Below are 18059 nucleotides of genomic sequence, written 5' to 3'. Positions count from 1 at the left end.
GCCCGGTCAGCTCGCGGGCTTCACCGCCAGCACCGGGCAGTGCGCCTCGAGGATGATCCGCTGGGCGACGCTGCCGAGCAGCAGCTTGCCGACCGGCGTGCGGTGCCGGATGCCGACCACGATCAGGGTGGCCCGCTCCTCTTCGGCCGCGGCGACGACGGCATCCGCGACATCGGAGACCACGTCGTGCCGTACGACGACGTCGACGCCCTCCGCGACGAGCCGCTCCTGCAGCGCGGCGATGTCCGCGTCGTGCGCGAACCGGCTGTCGACCAGGCTGGCGCCGAGCGTCGCGTTGACGACGACCAGCCGGGTGCGGTCCTTGCGGGCGAGACCGGCGGCGTGCTCGAGGGCGGCCGCGCCGTACCGGTCCGCGCTGTAGGCGACCACGATGCTCACTGCTCGACCAGCTCCTTCTCCTCGGTGGCGGCGTCCGCGGGCCTGCGGAGGCCGGTGACGGCCATCGCGACCAGCAGCAGGGCCATGACGACGTAGACCACGACGGCGACCGGCTCGCTCCACAGGGTGCTGACGTCGCCCTGGGAGATCTTCAGTGCGGTGGTCAGCTGCTCCTCCAGCTTCGGGCCGAGGATGACGCCGATGATCAGCGGCAGCACCGGGACACCGAAGCGGCGCATGAAGAAGCCGAGCACGCCGATCGCCAGCAGCAGGGCCAGGTCGAAGGCCTGGAAGTTCACGCTGTAGGCGCCGAGCGAGGCGAAGAAGAGGATGCCGGCGTACAGGTAGGGCCGGGGGATCCGCAGCAGTCGCGCCCACAGCGGGGCCATCGGCAGGTTCAGGACGAGCAGCAGCGCGTTGGCGACGAACAGGCTGGCGAGCAGGCCCCAGACCAGGTTGGGGTGGTCGTCCATCAGCGTCGGGCCGGTCTGGAAGCCGTAGCCCTGGAGCGCGACCAGCATGATCGCCGCGGTCGCGGTGGTGGGCAGGCCGAGCGCGAGCAGGGGCACCAGGGTGCCGGCGGCCGAGGCGTTGTTGGCGGCCTCCGGGCCGGCGACGCCCTCGATCGCGCCCTTGCCGAACTCCTCGGGGTGCTTGGTCAGCTTCTTCTCCGTCGCATAGGACAAGAAGGTCGGCAGCTCCGCGCCACCGGCCGGCAGCGCGCCGAACGGGAACCCGAAGGCGGTGCCGCGCAGCCACGGCTTCCACGAGCGACCCCAGTCCTCGCGACTCATCCAGGGCTGGCCGACGGGGATGATCTCCAGCGGCTTGCGGCGCAGGTGCGCGGCGACCCAGAGCGCCTCGCCGATCGCGAACAGCGCGACCGCGACCACGACGATGTCGATGCCGTCGGCCAGCAGCGGCTCGCCGAAGGTCAGCCGCGCCTGCCCGGTGCTGGTGCCGACCAGGCCGATCGCCAGGCCGAGGAAGAGCGCGATGAAGCCGCGCAGCTTGGAGGAGCCGAGCACCGCGGTGACGGCGAAGAGTGCCAGCACCATCAGCGCGAAGTACGACGGCGAGCCCAGGGTGACGACGATGTCGGCCACCTGCGGGGTGACGATCCACAGCAGCACCGTCGCGATGCTGCCGGCCACGAACGAGCCGATCGCCGCGGTGGCCAGGGCCTGGGCCGCTCGTCCCGCCTTGGCCATCTTGTTGCCCTCGATGGCCGTGATCACCGACGAGGACTCGCCGGGGGTGTTGAGCAGGATCGAGGTGGTGGAGCCGCCGTACATGCCGCCGTAGTAGATGCCGGCGAACATGATGATCGCGCTGTCGGCGCCGACGCTGTAGGTCACCGGCAGCAGCAGGGCCAGGGTCATCGCCGGGCCGATGCCGGGCAGGACGCCGACCGCGGTGCCGAGCAGCACGCCGAGGGCGGCGAAGAGCAGGTTCTGCGGGGTGAGGGCGGTCTGGAAGCCGTCGAGCAGCAGGTCCATCAGAGCACTCCGTCCAAGATGCCGGCGGGGATCGGGATCCCGAGGCCGACGTAGAAGCCGTACCAGCTGCCGACCGACAGGGCGACGCCGACGGCGAGGTCACGCACCCAGCTGCGGCTGCCGAGGACCACGGCCGAGCCGGCGAACAGCAGGGCGCCGGTGATCGCCCAGCCCAGGAGGTCGATCAGGGCGATGTTGGCGACGAGCACGAGGGCGAGCAGGCCGACGGTGCGCACGTCGGTGCCCTGGGTGAGGTCGACGTCCTCGCCCTCCTCGGCCTCGGGGCGATCGCCCCGCGCGGTGGCGAGAGCGAGCAGGATCCCGAGGACCACGAGGGCGGCGCCGACGACGTACGGCAGCGTGTAGGGCTGGACCGGCTGGTCGGCGAAGCCGTCCTCGAGGCCGGCGGCGTCGATCAGGACGTAGCCGCCGGCGAGGCCGAGGAAGGCGGCCAGGCCGTACTGCGCCTTGTCGATGGTCGGTGTCGCGCTCATGCGAGTCCCAGCTCCTTCAGGGTGTCGGCGACGCGGTCGTCCTGCTCGGCGAGGAAGTCCTCGAACTCCTTGCCGGTCGCGAAGTTGTCGGTCCAGCCGTTGGCCTCGAGGGCGTCCCTCCACTGGGCCGTGTCGTGCATCTCGGTCAGCAGCTCGGTCAGGTAGGCCCGCTGCTCCTCGGAGATCCCGGGCGGCGCCAGCACCCCGCGCCAGTTGGTGAAGACCAGGTCCACGCCGGACTCGGTGAGGGTCGGGGCGTCGATGCCGTCGAGGCGCTCGGCGCCCGAGACCGCGAGGACCCGCAGCTTGCCGTCCTCGATCTGGCCCTCGAACTCGCCGAGGCCGGACATGCCGACGTCGATCTTGGCGCCGAGGAGCGCGGTCGTGAGCGGGCCGCCGCCGTCGTAGGAGATGTAGTTGACCTGCTTCGGGGCGACCCCGATCGCGTCCGCCAGCTGCATCGGGAACAGGTGGTCGGGGCCGCCGTTGCTCGAGCCGCCGCCGACGGTGAGGCCGCCGGGGTCCTTGCGCCACGCCTCGACCAGGTCGTCGACGGTCTCGAACGGCGAGTCTGCCGGCACCAGGATGCCCTCCTGCTCCTCGACGAGCCGCGCGATCGGCGTCATCTTCAGCGGGGTGGCGCTGGACCTGTTGGTGTAGACCGCGCCGACGACGCCGAGGCCCATGAGCATCATGACGTCGTCGGCGCCCCTCTCGTTGACCAGCCGCTGCATCGCGACGGTGCCGCTCGCGCCCTGCACGTTGGTGATCTCGAAGCGGCCGGTGAGGTCGTTGTCCTCCATCGCGCGCGCCGCGGCGCGGCCGGTGAGGTCGTAGCCGCCGCCGACGCTGTTGGGGATCATCATCCGCAGTCGTCGGTTGCTCGGATCGTCCGAGCCGCGGGTGACGCCGCAGCCGCTCGCGACCACGGCGAGCGCCAGGGCGACGAGGAGCGCCATCAGGCGATGCATGGGTACCTCCGGGTTGGGTGGTGAGCGCCGTCACGGGCGATCCGTGCCAGCATGGCCGTGGGCTGTGGCGGCCGTCACGCTTGCGGACGCAAAGGAGGTTGTGGTCGTTGTGGTCACGGGTCCGGAGCGGTGAGCCGACGCTGGCGGCGAAGGTGCTGCTCCTGCAGCTCCTCGTGATCGTCGTGCTGCTCGTGGCGGTCGGCGTGCTGAGCATCCGTCAGTCCAACGCCGACTTCGCCGAGGAGCGGGGCGCGCAGATGCGCTCGGTGGCGGAGTACGTCGCCGTGCAGGACTTCGTCCGGTCTGCGCTCGAGGACCTGCGCGGGGGCACCGAGCTGTGGCAGGTCACCGCCGACCTGACGTCGTACGCCGAGCGCGGGGTGCGTCTCTCCGGTGCCACCGACGTCCTCGTGGTCGGCCCCGACGGCACCGTCCTCGCGGCCACCGATGCCAGCCGGGTGGGCTCGCGGGCCGGGGTCGACGTGGCCGCCGGGCGGGGCGGGACGACCGACGTGGAGGCCGGGGGCGAGCGGCGGGTGGCGGCACACGCGCCCGTCATCGCGGACCTGCCCGGCGACAACGGTGCCGTCGGCGCCGTCGTGGCGGAGGCGGCCTATCCCTCCCTGGGCGACCAGCTCGCGGAGGCGGTGCCTGAGCTCGGGCTCTTCCTGGGCCTGGGCGCGGTGCTCGGCCTGGTCGGCACCTGGCTGGTCGCGCGCGTCGTACGTCGCTCGACGCGGGGGCTCGGCACCACCGAGCTGGCCCACCTCGCCGACCATCGCGAGGCGCTGCTGCACGCCATCCGTGAGGGCGTCGTCGGCGTCGGCACCGACGGCCGCGTGACCGCGATGAACGACGCGGCGCGGGCCACCCTCGGGCTCGACGCCGGACCCGACCCGGTGGGGAGACGGGTCGACGAGCTCGGCCTCGACCCCCACGTCGTCGCGCTGCTGACCGGCGAGGGGATCGAGGTCCGCGACGCGCTCGCCCTCGTCGGCACCCGGGTCGTGGTCTTCAACCGCGGCGACGCGTCCTCCGGCGGCCGCGGCATCGGCACCGTCACCACCCTGCGCGACCGCACCGAGCTGGTATCGCTGCAGAGCCAGCTCAGCTCCAACCTGTCCATCACCGACACCCTGCGCGCGCAGACCCACGAGTTCGACAACCGGCTGCACACCATCTCCGGGCTGGTCCAGCTGGGTGAGTACGACGAGGTGGCGGCCCTGGTCGGCACCCTCACCCGGCACCGCGCCGAGGTCGGGGAGCGAGTGGCCGAGCGGCTCGCCGACCCCGCTGTCGCGGCGCTCGTCGTGGCCAAGCACGCGGTCGCCGAGGAGCGCGGCGTGGCGCTCGAGCTGGACCCCGGCTCAAGGCTGCCCGCGCTCGAGCCCGACGAGAGCGCCGACCTGACCACCGTCCTCGGCAACCTCGTCGACAACGCGGTCGACGCCTGCGCCGGCCGGCCCGACCCCCTGGTCGAGGTGGGGGTGCATGCCGACTCCTCGTCGGTCCGCCTGCGGGTCCGCGACAACGGCCCCGGCATCCCCACCGAGCTGCGCGACGCGATCTTCGTGCGCGGGTTCTCGACCAAGGAGGAGGTGCTCGGCGGGCGCGGGATCGGCCTGCCGCTGGTGCGGCTGATCTGCACCCAGCGCGGCGGCGAGGTCGTGGTGGACGACGCGGACCCGCCCGACGCGACCGGCGCCGAGTTCCGCGTGGTGCTCCCCATCGGCGCCGCCGTCGGCGAGGATGGGCGACCGTGAGCCGGGCGCTGCGGGTCCTCGTCGTCGACGACGACTTCATGGTCGCCCGCATCCACGGCCGCTTCGTCGCGCAGACCGACGGCTTCGAGGTCGTCGGCACCGCCCACACCGGCGGCGAGGCCGTCGAGCTCGCCGCCGCCCTGCAGCCCGACCTGGTGCTCCTCGACGTCCACCTGCCCGACCTGTCCGGCCTCGAGGTGCTCGAGCGGCTGCGTGGCCGGTCCCGCGAGCAGGGCCGCGACATCGCCGTCGTCATGGTCACCGCCGAGCGCGGCGCCGCCGCTGTTCGCGCCGCCCTCCACGGCGGCGCGATGCAGTACCTCGTCAAGCCCTTCGAGTACGCCGACCTCGCCGACCGCCTGCGCCGGGTCGCGGCCACGCTCGCCACGCTGCCGGACAGCGGTGGACCGGACGAGGAGGAGGTCGACCAGGCCACGATCGACCGGGCCTTCGGGACCGGCCGGGGTGTCGTCGTACCGCCGGGACTGCCGAAGGGGCTCAGCCCCGAGACGGCCGAGCTGGTCTTGGAGGCGGCGCGGGCCGCGGGAGAGATCTCGGCCTCGGAGACCGCCGACGCGGTGGGCCTGTCGCGGGTGACCGCGCGGCGCTATCTCGAGCACTTCGTCGACGCGGGCGCCGCCGAGGTCCGGCTGCGGTACGGCGGCACCGGACGGCCCGAGCGCAGGTACCGGCTCACGGCCTAGGCTGGGCTTCGTGACCGCGATCGACGAGCGCCCGCAGCAGCCGCCGACCCCCCGGGCAACGATGGGTGGCGACACCCAGGGATTCTGGGAACGGCTTGCGCTGGGGCTGTTCATCGCGGTTCCGTTCGTCGCCTTCGCCGCCGCGGTCCCCGTCGCCTGGGGCGGCTGGCTCGGGTGGAGCGACGTCGTGATCACCTTCGTGATGTACGGCCTGACGCTGCACGGCATCACGGTCGGCTTCCACCGGCTCTTCACGCACAAGTCGTTCAAGCCGAACCGGCCCGTGAAGATCACGCTGGCGATCCTCGGCTCGATGGCGGTCGAGGGCCCGGTGATCCGCTGGGTCGCCGATCACCGCAAGCACCACAAGTACTCCGACAAGGACGGTGACCCGCACTCGCCGTGGCGCTACGGCAGCAGCCTGCGCGGCCTGACCAAGGGGTTCGTGTGGGCGCACGTCGGCTGGCTGTTCGACCCCGAGCAGACGTCCATCGACAAGTACGCCCCCGACCTCGCCAAGGACCGCGACCTGGTCCGCGTCTCCCGGCTGTTCTGGCTGTGGGTGCTCACCTCGATCCTCCTCCCGCCGCTCCTCGGCGCGCTGCTGACCTGGTCGTGGCAGGGCGCGCTCACCGCTTTCTTCTGGGGCACCGTCGTCCGGATCGGCCTGATCCACCACGTCACCTGGTCGATCAACTCGATCTGCCACACGCTGGGGGAGCGGCCGTTCGCGTCCCGTGACTTCTCCGGCAACGTGTGGTGGCTCGCCATCCCGTCCGGCGGCGAGTCGTGGCACAACCTCCACCACGCCGACCCCACCTCCGCGCGCCACGGTGTGAAGAGGTTCCAGCTGGACACGTCCGCCCGGGTGATCTGGGTGCTGGAGAAGCTCGGCTGGGTGCGGGACGTGCGCTGGCCCACTCCCGAGCGGATCCGGGCCAAGTCGGTCCTCTGAGCTCCGCGCCCCCGTCCCGATTCCGGGCGAGCGCCCGTGACGCAATACCCTGGACGCGTGTTGCGGATCGACCAGTCGACGTACGACGCCATCGTGGAGCACGCCAAGCGGGACCACCCGGTCGAGGCGTGCGGGATGGTGGCCGGACCCATCGGCAGCGACCGCCCGGAGCGGTTGGTCGAGATGGTCAACGCCGCGGGCAGCCCGACGTTCTACGAGTACGACTCGACGGACCTCCTCCAGCTCTACAAGGAGATGGACGAGCGCGACGAGGAGCCGGTGGTCATCTACCACTCGCACTCCGCGACCGAGGCGTACCCCAGCGTGACCGACGTCAACCTGGCCGGCGAGCCCGGCGCGCACTACGTGCTGGTCAGCACGCGCGCGCACGGGAATAACCCCGGCCCCGTGGAGTTCAGGTCGTACAGAATCATCGACGGCGTCGTGACCGAGGAAGAGGTTGCGATCGCCGGCACCAATGACGCAGCAGAGGAGAGCAGCTGACATGGCCATCGAGGTCCGGATCCCGACCATCCTGCGCACCTACACCGGTGGCGAGAAGGCGGTCAGCGCCGACGGCGCCACGCTGAGCGCGCTGATCGACTCCCTCGAGGCCAACCACCCCGGCATCAAGGACCGCCTGATCGAGGGCGAGGACCTGCGCCGGTTCGTCAACATCTACATCAACGACGAGGACGTCCGGTTCATCGGCAGCCTCGAGGCCGGACTCTCCGACGGCGACCAGGTCGTCATCTTGCCGGCTGTCGCCGGCGGCGCTCGCTGAGCACGACCCGATGGTGCGCTACGACAGTCTGCTGACCTCCGTCGGCAACACGCCGCTGGTGGGCCTGCCGCGACTGTCGGCGCCGTTCAACGCGTCCGGCGCGCCCGAGGTGCGGATCTGGGCCAAGCTCGAGGACCGCAACCCGACCGGCTCGATCAAGGACCGCCCGGCCCTGAAGATGATCGAGGAGGCGGAGAAGGACGGGACCCTGCGCCCCGGCTGCACGATCCTCGAGCCGACCTCCGGCAACACCGGCATCTCGATCGCGATGGCGGCCAAGCTCAAGGGCTACCGCACCGTGTTCGTGATGCCGGAGAACACCTCCGAGGAGCGGCGCCAGCTGCTGCGGATGTGGGGCGCCGAGATCGTCTCCAGCCCGGCCGCCGGCGGCTCCAACGAGGCGGTGCGGGTGGCCAAGCAGATCGCGGCCGAGCACCCCGACTGGGTGATGCTCTACCAGTACGGCAACGCCGCCAACGCGCTCGCCCACGAGGAGGGCACCGGCCCCGAGATCCTCGCCGACCTGCCCTCGGTGACCCACTTCGTCGCGGGCCTCGGCACCACCGGCACCTTGATGGGCGTCTCCCGGTTCTTCCGCCGCGCCCAGCCCGAGGTCAGGATCGTCGCCGCCGAGCCGCGCTACGGCGAGCTCGTCTACGGCCTGCGCAACCTCGACGAGGGCTTCGTGCCCGAGCTGTACGACGCCGAGCTGATCGACAGCCGGTTCTCGGTCGGCCCCCGCGACGCCGTACGACGGGTGCGCGAGCTGCTCGAGCTCGAGGGCATCTTCGCCGGCATCTCCACCGGTGCGATCCTGCATGCCGCGCTCGGGCAGGCCGCCAAGGCGGTCAAGGCGGGGGAGCCGGCCGACATCGCGTTCGTGGTGGCCGACGGCGGCTGGAAGTACCTGTCCACCGGCGCCTACGAGGGCACCATCGACGAGGCCGAGGACCGGCTCGAGGGCCAGCTCTGGGCGTGATGCCGGGCGCGCCGGAGGTCATCGACTCGCTCGGGCACTACACGCTGTGGTGGCGCGAGCTGGTCGGGCCGGAGGCCGCGGACCGCTCGGTTCTCATCGCGACCAACTGGATCCGCACGCCGCGGCTGCCGGTGTCGTGGGGTGAGCACGTCCACCCCGACCACGAGATGCTCTGGGGCTCCGACGGCAAGGTCGGCGTCCAGGTCGCCGGGCGCGAGTACTGGGTGCCCGCCAGCTTCGGGCTGTGGATCCCGGCGGGGGTGCCGCACTCGGCGTGCGCGGTCTCGGGCGCCGGCTTCAACTGCACCTGGATCGACCGCGCCCGCTCGCCGGTCGATGCGACCGAGCCGGTGCTGCTGCCGATGTCGCCGCTGCTGGTCGACCTGCTCGACCATCTGCGCATCGACACCACCGGCCCCGACCGTCGGCGCCGGGCCGAGGAGTTCGCGCTCGACCTGCTGGTTCCCGACGCCCGGGGCCCGCTCTCGGTGCCTCGGCCCACGAGTGCCGGGGTCCGGCGGATCGCCGATGCCGTCCTCGCCGAGCTGACGGTGCCGAGGACGGCGGAGCAGTGGGCCGGCGAGTTCGGGATGAGCTCGCGCAGCCTGAACCGGGCCTTCGTCGCCGAGACCGGTCTTGCCTTCGGACAGTGGCGCAGTCGGGCCCGGATGGCGTTGGCCGCGAGCCTGCTGGACCAGGGCCGGACCGTCGCCTCGGTGGCCCGCCAGGTCGGCTACCGCACTCCGAGCGCGTTCATCGCGGCCTACCGCCGCGCCACCGGTGCCAGTCCGGCGCAGCACCGGCAGCACATGACCCAGGTCACCTGATGTCGCGTTCGCGACATCACCTGTCCGTTTCGCGCACCTACTCGTCGCTGTAGCCGTTGCCATCGGCGCCGACGATCTCCACTCTTGGTCAGGCAAGCCTAACCAAAGAACAGAGTGGAGCAGCGTGGTGCGCACGACCCGTCATCTCGGCCGTCTCGGAGTGGCCCTCACCCTGGCGGCGGCCCTGGCCCTGTCCGCCTGCGGCAGCGAGGACGACGACCCGGGCACGTCCGGCGCGGACACGCGCACCGTCGCGTCGGCGTACGGCGACGTCGAGGTCCCGGCCACGCCCGAGCGGGTCGTCGCGGTCAGCTACGACACGCCCTGGCAGCTGCAGTCGCTGGACGTCAAGCCGGTCGCCACCCAGGACTACGGCAAGTGGATCGACTCGTTCACCGCCGACCAGCAGGCGTTCGTCAAGGGGGTGGCGACGATCGGCTCCTTCGGCGAGACCAACTACGACGCCATCGTCAAGGCCGCCCCCGACCTGATCGTCGGCGACGCCTACGAGGTCGACGAGAAGGCGTACCAGCGGCTCTCCGAGATCGCCCCCACGGTGGTCGTGAAGGGCAGCTCCCGCGGCGACTGGAAGGCGATCGTGGCCGGGCTCGCCGACGCGACCGGCGCCGGCGAGGCGCTCGCCGAGCGGGAGCGGGCCTACACGACCAAGGTGGCCGAGCTCAAGGAGAGCTACGCCGACCAGCTCGCCCTGAGCTGGGCCACGGTCTCGATCGGCGACGCCGAGGCGGAGTTCTCGGTGCTCTACCCGACGGGCATCGTCGGCGCCCTCCTCGACGAGCTGGGCGCGACGCCCGCGCCGGGCATCCCCGAGGCGTCGCCCGAGCCGGGCTACGCGAGCTACTCGTTCGAGCGGCTCGACGAGATCCTCGCCACCGCCGACGTGGTCGTCACCCCGGCCAACGCGGACGGGACGCCGTGGGAGCCGTTCGCCGCGATCAAGAGCAACTCGCTGTTCACCTCGCTGCCCGCGGCGACGTCCGACTCCGTGTTCGACCTGCCCTACGGCGTCACGGACTACGACACCGCGCTGGCGTTCCTCGACGTCGTGGAGACCAAGGTCCTGGAACCCCTCGCCGCACGTTCGTGACCACGGGTCGCACCCTCGCGGCCCTGCTGGCCGCCGTCGCGCTCGCGACGGTGGCCAGCCTGTGCCTGGGCGGCCGGCTCTTCGGCCCGGTCGAGATCGTGCAGGCGCTGTGGTCGGGTGACGGCTCCGCGCACGACCAGGTGATCCGCGACCTGCGGGTCCCGCGGACCGTGGTCGGCCTCCTGGTCGGCGCCGCGCTGGGTCTCTCGGGCGCCCTCATGCAGGGCCTGACCCGCAACCCCCTCGCCGATCCGGGCATCCTCGGCGTCAACGCCGGCGCCGCGCTCGGCGTCGCCCTGGCGATCACCCAGTGGGGGATCGTCGCCCCCGGTGGGCAGGTGTGGTTCGCCCTCGCCGGCGCCGGGCTCACGACCCTGGGCGTCGCCGTGATCGGCCGCCCGCGCCGGGGCGGCGACGTCGTCACGCTCACGCTGTCCGGGGTCGCGGTCGGCGCCGTGCTGACCGGCATCACCTCCGGCCTGGTCCTGCTGCACCCTCGCGCCTTCGACAGCATGCGCAGCTGGGGCGCCGGCTCGATCACCGTCGTGGGCTACGACCGGGTGCTGGCCGTGCTGCCCTTCGTCGTGGCCGGCGTGGCCATCGCGCCGGTCCTCGGGCGCAGCATCAACGCGCTCGCGCTCGGCGACGACACCGCGCAGGCGCTGGGTGTGGGGCTGCTGCGGACCCGGGTCCTCGCCCTGGTCGCGGTCACCCTGCTGTGCGGAGCCGCGACCGCCGCGGCCGGCCCGATCGTGTTCGTCGGCCTGATGGTGCCGCACATCGTCGCCGCCCTGATCGGCCCCGACCACCGCCGCGTCATGGCCTGCTCGCTGCTGGCCGGCCCGGTGCTCGTGCTGGGCTGCGACCTCCTCGGCCGGTACCTCGTCCAGCCCCGCGAGCTGCCGGTCGGCGTGGTCGCCGCCGCCGTCGGCGCCGTCCTGCTCGCCGTCGTCATCCGGAGGCGCCCGTGAACCGGGTCGTGCCCGTGCGCCTGCTCGGCGAGCGGATCAGCGGTCGGGTCCGGGTGCGGGGCGTGCTCGGTGTCGCCGGGCTGGTCCTGGTCGCGGCCGCGATCGGCGTGACCTCGCTGCCCAGCCCGGACGCCGGGGTGTCGCTCGGCGAGACCGTCGACGTGCTGGCCGGGCGGGGCACCCGGGTCAGCGAGCTCGTGGTCCTCGACTGGCGGCTGCCGCGGGTCCTCGCCGCCCTGCTCTTCGGCGCGATGATGGGACTCAGCGGCGCCATCTTCCAGGTCGTCACCCGCAACCCGCTCGGCTCGCCCGATGTGATCGGCTTCGCCAGCGGCGCCTACACCGGCGCGATCGTGGCGATGCTCGTCCTCGGCCTCAGCGGCACCGCCGTCCCGCTGGCCGCGACCGTGGGCGGCCTGCTCGTCGCGGCTCTGGTCCTCGGACTGGCGGGACACGAGGGGCTGCGTGGCGGGCGCTTCGTCATCCTCGGCATCGCCGCCGCGGCGCTGCTCTCCTCGGTCAACACCTGGCTGCTGCTGCGGGTCACCGCGGAGGAGGGCCTGCAGGCCTCGCAGTGGGGCGTCGGCACCCTGAACGAGACCACCTGGGGCGACGTGCGGCTCGCCGCGCTGTGCGGGCTGGTGCTGCTGCCCGGCTGCCTGCTCCTGGCCCGCGCGCTCGCCCTGCACGAGCTGGGGGACGACGTGGCCGTCGCGCTCGGCGTACCCATCCGCTCGCGGCGGCTGCTCGCCATCGGGGTCGGCGTCGCGCTGACCGCCGTCACCACGGCCGCGGCCGGTCCGATCGCGTTCGTGGCGCTCGCCGCACCCCAGCTCGCCCGGCGCGCCGTCGGCGGCACCCCACCCGCCCTGGCCGCCTCGGCCGCGATGGGAGCGGCGCTGCTCGCTGCCTCGGACCTGGTCGCCCAGCGGGTCTTCGCCCCGACGCCGATGCCGGTCGGCATGGTCACCGTCGTGCTCGGCGGCTGCTATCTGGCCTGGCTCCTCCACCGGCGCGGCTCGTAGGCTCGATGACCGTGACCCGTGTCCTGCTCGGCCTGCTGCTCGCCCTCTCCGCCGCCCTCACGCTCCCGCGCGCGGCCGCTGCCGACGACCTGCCGCCGCTCGGCCAGGTCCAGGCGCCCTCGTTCGACGGCGCGCGGAAGTACGGCCGCACGCTGCGGGCCGACCCGGGCACCTGGTCGCCCACGCCGGAGCGGGTCGCCTACCAGTGGCTGCGCGACGGCGTCGCGATTCCCGGCGCGACGGCACGCCGTCACGAGATCGCGCCCGAGGACGTCGGCCACCAGATCGACGTCCTCGTCGTCGTCGGCGCCACCGGGTACGCCGACACCACCGTCGCGCTGGCGGTCGGGCGGGTCAAGCACCGGGTCGCGGTGCGGCGTACCGTCCGCTACAGCGTCCGCACCCGGGGCGACCTCGGCGGCGTCGACGTCGCGGACTTCCGCCGCCTCGCCCAGGAGACGTACGACGACCCGCGCGGCTGGCGGGCCAAGGGCGTGCGCTTCCGGCAGGTGAAGCACGGTGGCGCCTTCACCCTGTGGCTGGCGCAGGCCCGGCTGGTGCCGGCCTTCTCGGGCGTCTGCAGCGCCCAGTGGTCGTGCCGGGTGGGCCGCAACGTGGTGGTCAACCTCGACCGGTGGCGAGGCGCGTCACCCGCGTGGAACCGGGCCGGCCGCTCCCTGCGGGACTACCGGCACATGGTCGTCAACCACGAGACCGGGCACTGGCTCGGCTACGGGCACGCGTCGTGCCCGCGGCGCGGCGCGCTCGCGCCGGTGATGATGCAGCAGTCGAAGGGCACCGGCGGCTGCCGGCTCAACCCGTGGCCGACCCGGGCCGAGCTCACTTCCAGGTGAGGTCCTGCTGGTCGTCCCACAGGCTGTCCGGCACCGGTCCGAGGCCGAGGATGTCGAGGCTGACGTTGGCGACCTCGCCGTTGCGGATCGGCTGGGGCGAGGCGCCGGCGCCGGGGCGGGTGCGGCCCGGCTTGGCGCGGTCGGGGTTCAGGCGGTACAGGTCGGCATGGGGGACACCGGCGCCCCAGAGCGCGAAGGCGACGCGGTAGTCCTCGCGGTTGGTCTTGACCGCGTGGTTCCGGGTGCCGGGGATGCCGCCGTGGTCGGAGGTCAGCACGATGACGGTGTTGTCGCGCAGCGCCGGCGTGGACTGGACCTGGTCCATGATCTTGCCGACCAGCCGGTCGACCTTGGCGACCGCCTTGAGGTACTTCGCCGACATCCAGCCGGAGTGATGACCGACCTGGTCGGGCTTGCCGAGGTGGACGAAGGAGAACGACGCGGGGTCGGTGGCGAGGTCGCTGCGCAGCGCCTTGACCACGGCGGCGTTCCTCTCGACCTGGATGAAGGTGTGGTCGACCGCCTGGGGCCAGGAGCGCTCGAACAGCCAGAACTTCGACTTCGTCGCGTAGACCGCGGTCGTGCCGCCCGCCTCATGGACCTGCGTGAACACCGATGCCACGTCGTGACCGGCCGCCTGCTGGACGGTCTTGGTCACCTTGTCGTCGTTCCACGTGACGCCGTGCCCGCCCTTGCTCGCCTTGATCCGGCGCCCGGTCACCATGCTGGTGTGGTTGGGCAGGGTCACCGTCATCTCGAGCTGGGTGCGGGCGTTGAGCGTGCCGGCGCCCTCGTCCCTGATCAGCCGGTTGAGGTGGGGCGCGCCGGTGCGGCCGAGCCTGTTGAGCGCGCGCGGGTTGAGGCCGTCGACCGAGATCGCGATCACGTGCCGGTCGTTGACCGTGACCCGGCCCGCGTCGGCGCGATCGGCCGTGGCGGGACCGGGGCCGGCGAGGAGCGAGACCGCGAGCGCGGCGGCGAGGACGGCGGCGGGACGGCGCAGGGAACTCACCGACCTGACCTTACGTCGCGCTCCGCGGGCGACGTGATCTCGGTCCCGGAATGCCGACTGCGGGCACCACGACGCCGTAGTCTGACCGGGTGCGGCAGGTGAACCAGCCCGACGGCGGCGTCGGATCAGATCTCGATGCTCCGATCGGGATCTTCGACTCCGGCTTCGGCGGCCTCACCGTCGCGCGCTCCGTGATCGACCAGCTGCCCCACGAGTCGATCACCTACGTCGGCGACACCGCCCGCCAGCCCTACGGCCCCAAGCCGATCGGCGAGGTCCGCGAGTACGCCCTCGAGTGTCTCGACCACCTCGTCGACCGGGGCGTGAAGGCCCTCGTCATCGCCTGCAACTCCGCGTCGGCCGCGATGCTGCGCGACGCCCGGGAGCGCTACGACGTCCCCGTGGTCGAGGTGATCTACCCGGCCGCCCGGCGCGCGGTCGCCGCCACCCGCAACGGCCGGATCGGCGTGATCTCGACCCGCGCCACCGCCGAGTCGATGGCCTACGACGACGCCTTCGCCGCGGCCCCCCAGATCTCCCTCACCACGCGCGCCTGCCCGCGCTTCGTCGACTTCGTGGAGGCGGGGGTGACCGGCGGCGACGAGCTCATCGCCGTCGCCCACGAGTACCTCGACCCGCTCACCGAGCTCGGCATCGACACCCTGATCCTCGGCTGCACCCACTACCCGCTGCTCACCGGCGTCATCTCCTATGTCATGGGCGACGACGTCACGCTGGTGAGCAGTGCGGAGGAGTGCGCCAAGGACGTCTACCGGATGCTGGCCGACTCCGGCCTCATGCGGCCGGCCGGCGAGCCGTCGTACACCTTCACGACGACGGGCTCTCCGGCCGAGTTCGAGACGATCGGGCGACGGTTCCTCGGACCGGAGCTGGTCGCGGCAGGTCAGTTCGCAGGGGGTGTGCGTTGATGGTCGAGGAGAGCGGTGCGGTCGTGGCACCGGAGACGGCGGCCCTGCGGGTGCCGCCGAGCCCGAACACGGTGAAGGTGACCGTCGTCGGCTGCTCGGGCTCCTATCCCGGACCCGACTCGCCGGCGAGCTGCTACCTCGTCCAGGCCTTCGACGGGCAGCGCACCTGGAGCCTGGTGCTCGACATGGGCAACGGCGCGCTGGGCGCCCTGCAGCGCCATGTCGACCCGCTGCAGGTCGACGCCGTGCTCATCAGCCACCTCCATGCCGACCACTGCGTCGACATGACCAGCTACTACGTGCTGCGCAAGTACCACCCCACCGGCACCCAGCCGAAGATCCCGGTCTGGGGCCCCAAGGGCACCGCCAAGCGGCTGGCCAAGGCCTACGACCTGCCCCGCAAGCCCGGCATGGAGGAGGAGTTCTCCTTCCGCGTCTACGCCGACCCGATCGAGGTCGGCCCGTTCCGGGTCGAGCCCTACGAGGTCGACCACCCCGTCCCGGCGTACGGCCTGCGGGTCTCGGCGTTCGGCAAGGTCCTCGCCTACAGCGGCGACACCGGCCCCACCCCCGCGCTGATGGACATCGCCGCCGACGCCGACCTGTTCTTGTGCGAGGCGTCCTTCCGCTCCTGCGACGACAACCCGCCCAGCCTCCACCTCACCGGCACCGAGGCCGGCGAGGTCGCCGCGAAGGCCGGCGCCAAGCGGCTTGTGGTCACCCACGTCCCGCCGTGGCACGACGCGGCGACCATGCTCACCGAGGCCGAGGCGGCGTACGACGGGCCGACCGAGCTCGCGGCGCAGGGGACCGTCTACGAGCTGTGAGCCTCACTCCACGGGGTGCCCCGCATCGCGGATGGTCAGCGCGATCTGCACCCGGTTGGTGGTCTCCAGCTTCTCGAACAGCTTCGAGACGTGCCCCTTCACGGTGGGCACGGACAGATGCAGCTCGCGCGCGATCTCGGCGTTGGACAGCCCGCGGCCGACCGCGCCGGCGACCTCGAGCTCGCGCTCGGTGAGCCGGTCGAGGCGGCGCTGGGCGTCGGCGGCGCGGCTGTCGCCGGACTCGGTGCGGACCCGCTCGATGAGGGTGCGGGTCACCGAGGGGGAGAGCATCGGGTCGCCGTCGGCGACCTTGCGCAGCGCGGCGACGATCTCCGGGGGAGCGGTGTCCTTGAGCAGGAAGCCGTCGGCGCCGGCGGCGAGGGCGCCCACGACGTAGTCGTCGGCGTCGAAGGTGGTCAGCACGATCACTCGCGGAGGGTTCGGGTCGGCGTGCAGGATCCGGGTGGCGGCCAGGCCGTCGAGGACGGGCATCCGGATGTCCATGAGGACGACATCGGGCGTCAGCTCGCGGGCCAGGGCGATGCCGGCCCGCCCGTCGCCGGCCTCGCCGACGACGGCGATGTCGGCCTGCCCGCCGAGCATCAGGGTCAGTGCGGAGCGCACCAACGGGTCGTCGTCGACGACGATGACGCGGATCTGGTCGCTCACGGGTGGTCCTCTCCCTGGGCGGGCTCGGCAGCCCACGGTAGCCAGGCGCGCAGCACGAACACGTCGCCGGCCGGGGTGCGCTCGACGGAGTGCTCCAGCGTGCCGCCGCGCAGCTCGGCCCGCTCGGTGAGCCCGACCAGGCCCAGTCCGGCGCCGGGGGTGCGGGTGGGGCCGAAGCCGAGAGCGTTGCGGAGCACGACCTCGACGCCGTCGGCGGGGGAGCCGCTCACGGTGATCCGCAGGGTGGCGGCGGGGGCGTGCTTGCCGGCGTTGGTGATGCCCTCCTGCACGATCCGGTAGACCGTCCGGCCGACGGCGTCGGGTGGCTCCTCGTCGTGCCCGGCCAGCCGGTCGTCGTACGCGATGGCGGCGCCGGCCGCGCGGGCGTCCGCGATCAGCGCCTCGAGGTCGCGGTACGTCGGCTGGGGGCCGGTGAGCGGACCGGCGCCCGTCGCGCCGTCGACGTCGCGGAGCACGCCGAGCACCTCGCGCAGGTCGGTCAGCGCCTCGTGCGCCTTGGCCTGGATGACGGCGACGCTGCTGCGCATCTGGTCGGCGGACAGGTCCTCGCGGTAGGTCAGGGCGCCGGCGTGCATGGAGATCTGGGAGATCCGGTGGGCGAGCACGTCGTGCATCTCGCGGGCGATCCGGGCCCGCTCGTTGGAGCGTGCCCGGGAGGCCCGAAGGTCACGCTCGGCCTCGGCGGTCTCGGCCCGCTGGCGCAGGGTCCAGATCAGCTCGCGGCGTGAGCCGATGTACATGCCCCAGGCGGTGATCGCCATCACCACGGCGACGGTGACGGCCAGGTTCACCCACCACGGGTCGACGGGGTCGCTGGGCTGGACGGCGTAGTAGACGAGGCTGAACACCACGTTGAGCAGGCCGACGGTGATCACCTGCCACCAGCGGCGGCGGGTGGCCAGCGACACCGTGGCGAGGGAGGCCGGGCCGGCGGACAGCGAGCTGACGGGGGCCATCAGGAGCGTGAGGACCGCGATCGTGAAGGGCCAGCGGCGGCGGAAGGAGACGAGCACGAAGGCCAGCACGCCGATCAGGAGATCGGCCCAGAACAGCCAGGGGCTCCGGTCCACCTGGGCGTCCACCACCGGGACCCACACGACCAGGCCGATGGCGAGGGCCAGCAGGTAGCGCCAGGCCTGGTTGTACCAACGCAGGCGCGGCTGGTAGTCGTCCGGCGTCGGCTCCTCCACGACAGCAGACCCTAGGCCCTGCGGGCAGGCGCACGGCAGCGTCCGGGGACCGGGCCACCACCTACTTTGGTCGGGGCG

The 18059-nt window shown here is 72.7% G+C and carries 20 protein-coding genes; 13 read left to right on the top strand and 7 right to left on the bottom strand.

Going from position 1 to position 18059, the window contains the following annotated elements; genetic code table 11:
• Positions 1–6 precede the first annotated feature (6 nt).
• From ACUP6Y_RS16660 to ACUP6Y_RS16645, 4 genes are read right to left on the bottom strand one after another with little or no spacing between them, the layout of a single operon-like run.
• The gene (locus ACUP6Y_RS16660) at positions 7–399 is read right to left on the bottom strand and encodes a universal stress protein (RefSeq protein WP_462551926.1); all 393 of its coding nucleotides are present in this window, start codon (positions 397–399) and stop codon (positions 7–9) included.
• Positions 396–1898 (bottom strand): tripartite tricarboxylate transporter permease, encoded by a 1503-nt coding sequence (locus ACUP6Y_RS16655; protein ID WP_462551925.1) that lies wholly within the window; start codon positions 1896–1898, stop codon positions 396–398. The genes ACUP6Y_RS16660 and ACUP6Y_RS16655 overlap by 4 nt, the downstream gene beginning before the upstream one ends.
• Positions 1898–2392 carry a tripartite tricarboxylate transporter TctB family protein gene (locus ACUP6Y_RS16650; protein WP_462551924.1) on the bottom strand — a complete coding sequence of 165 codons (495 nt, stop codon included), beginning with the start codon at positions 2390–2392 and terminating at the stop codon, positions 1898–1900. Before ACUP6Y_RS16650 ends, ACUP6Y_RS16655 begins: the two co-directional genes overlap by 1 nt.
• On the bottom strand, positions 2389–3363 hold the full coding sequence (locus ACUP6Y_RS16645; RefSeq protein WP_462551923.1) for a Bug family tripartite tricarboxylate transporter substrate binding protein: 975 nt from the start codon (positions 3361–3363) through the stop codon (positions 2389–2391). Before ACUP6Y_RS16645 ends, ACUP6Y_RS16650 begins: the two co-directional genes overlap by 4 nt.
• A 107-nt stretch (positions 3364–3470) precedes the next feature.
• Here ACUP6Y_RS16645 and ACUP6Y_RS16640 point away from each other — a divergent pair, with 107 nt between their 5' ends.
• The 11 genes from ACUP6Y_RS16640 (at position 3471) to ACUP6Y_RS16590 (ending at position 13333) form a co-directional block, all read left to right on the top strand.
• Positions 3471–5126 carry a sensor histidine kinase gene (locus tag ACUP6Y_RS16640; protein ID WP_462551922.1) on the top strand — a complete coding sequence of 552 codons (1656 nt, stop codon included), beginning with the start codon at positions 3471–3473 and terminating at the stop codon, positions 5124–5126.
• Entirely contained in the window at positions 5123–5830 is a 708-nt protein-coding gene (locus ACUP6Y_RS16635; RefSeq protein WP_462551921.1) for a response regulator, read from the top strand. Before ACUP6Y_RS16640 ends, ACUP6Y_RS16635 begins: the two co-directional genes overlap by 4 nt.
• 10 nt (positions 5831–5840) lie before the next feature.
• A complete protein-coding gene (locus ACUP6Y_RS16630) occupies positions 5841–6785 on the top strand; it encodes an acyl-CoA desaturase (RefSeq protein WP_462551920.1) in 945 nt (314 codons plus the stop codon).
• Positions 6786–6842: 57 nt separating this feature from the next.
• Positions 6843–7289 (top strand): M67 family metallopeptidase, encoded by a 447-nt coding sequence (locus tag ACUP6Y_RS16625; protein WP_462551919.1) that lies wholly within the window; start codon positions 6843–6845, stop codon positions 7287–7289.
• A gap of 1 nt (position 7290) precedes the next feature.
• Complete coding sequence (locus ACUP6Y_RS16620) at positions 7291–7569, top strand: MoaD/ThiS family protein (protein ID WP_462551918.1); 279 nt, start codon at positions 7291–7293, stop codon at positions 7567–7569.
• A gap of 13 nt (positions 7570–7582) precedes the next feature.
• A complete protein-coding gene (locus ACUP6Y_RS16615; RefSeq protein ID WP_462556749.1) occupies positions 7583–8548 on the top strand; it encodes a PLP-dependent cysteine synthase family protein in 966 nt (321 codons plus the stop codon).
• On the top strand, positions 8548–9375 hold the full coding sequence (locus ACUP6Y_RS16610; protein ID WP_462551917.1) for a helix-turn-helix domain-containing protein: 828 nt from the start codon (positions 8548–8550) through the stop codon (positions 9373–9375). The genes ACUP6Y_RS16615 and ACUP6Y_RS16610 overlap by 1 nt, the downstream gene beginning before the upstream one ends.
• Before the next feature lie 124 nt (positions 9376–9499).
• Positions 9500–10483, top strand: a complete 984-nt coding sequence (locus ACUP6Y_RS16605) for an ABC transporter substrate-binding protein (protein WP_462551916.1) — start codon at positions 9500–9502, stop codon at positions 10481–10483.
• Positions 10480–11454: a FecCD family ABC transporter permease gene (locus tag ACUP6Y_RS16600; RefSeq protein ID WP_462551915.1), complete on the top strand. Its 975-nt coding sequence runs from the start codon at positions 10480–10482 to the stop codon at positions 11452–11454. Before ACUP6Y_RS16605 ends, ACUP6Y_RS16600 begins: the two co-directional genes overlap by 4 nt.
• Entirely contained in the window at positions 11451–12479 is a 1029-nt protein-coding gene (locus ACUP6Y_RS16595; protein WP_462551914.1) for a FecCD family ABC transporter permease, read from the top strand. Before ACUP6Y_RS16600 ends, ACUP6Y_RS16595 begins: the two co-directional genes overlap by 4 nt.
• A gap of 11 nt (positions 12480–12490) precedes the next feature.
• Positions 12491–13333: a DUF3152 domain-containing protein gene (locus ACUP6Y_RS16590; protein WP_462551913.1), complete on the top strand. Its 843-nt coding sequence runs from the start codon at positions 12491–12493 to the stop codon at positions 13331–13333.
• Here the strand turns inward: ACUP6Y_RS16590 and ACUP6Y_RS16585 are convergent.
• A complete protein-coding gene (locus ACUP6Y_RS16585; RefSeq protein ID WP_462551911.1) occupies positions 13320–14345 on the bottom strand; it encodes an alkaline phosphatase family protein in 1026 nt (341 codons plus the stop codon). The genes ACUP6Y_RS16590 and ACUP6Y_RS16585 overlap by 14 nt on opposite strands.
• 89 nt (positions 14346–14434) lie before the next feature.
• Between ACUP6Y_RS16585 and murI the strand changes: the two genes are divergently transcribed.
• On the top strand, positions 14435–15274 hold the full coding sequence (gene murI, locus ACUP6Y_RS16580) for a glutamate racemase (RefSeq protein ID WP_462551910.1): 840 nt from the start codon (positions 14435–14437) through the stop codon (positions 15272–15274).
• On the top strand, positions 15274–16101 hold the full coding sequence (locus ACUP6Y_RS16575) for an MBL fold metallo-hydrolase (protein ID WP_462551909.1): 828 nt from the start codon (positions 15274–15276) through the stop codon (positions 16099–16101). The genes murI and ACUP6Y_RS16575 overlap by 1 nt, the downstream gene beginning before the upstream one ends.
• 3 nt (positions 16102–16104) lie before the next feature.
• Here the strand turns inward: ACUP6Y_RS16575 and ACUP6Y_RS16570 are convergent, their stop codons facing one another.
• Entirely contained in the window at positions 16105–16770 is a 666-nt protein-coding gene (locus ACUP6Y_RS16570) for a response regulator (RefSeq protein WP_462551908.1), read from the bottom strand.
• Positions 16767–17981 (bottom strand): sensor histidine kinase, encoded by a 1215-nt coding sequence (locus ACUP6Y_RS16565; RefSeq protein WP_462551907.1) that lies wholly within the window; start codon positions 17979–17981, stop codon positions 16767–16769. Before ACUP6Y_RS16565 ends, ACUP6Y_RS16570 begins: the two co-directional genes overlap by 4 nt.
• Positions 17982–18059: the final 78 nt, after the last annotated feature.

This window comes from Nocardioides sp. S5-5 (genome assembly GCF_054954065.1).
This window is presented reverse-complemented; position numbering and strand designations above follow the sequence as displayed.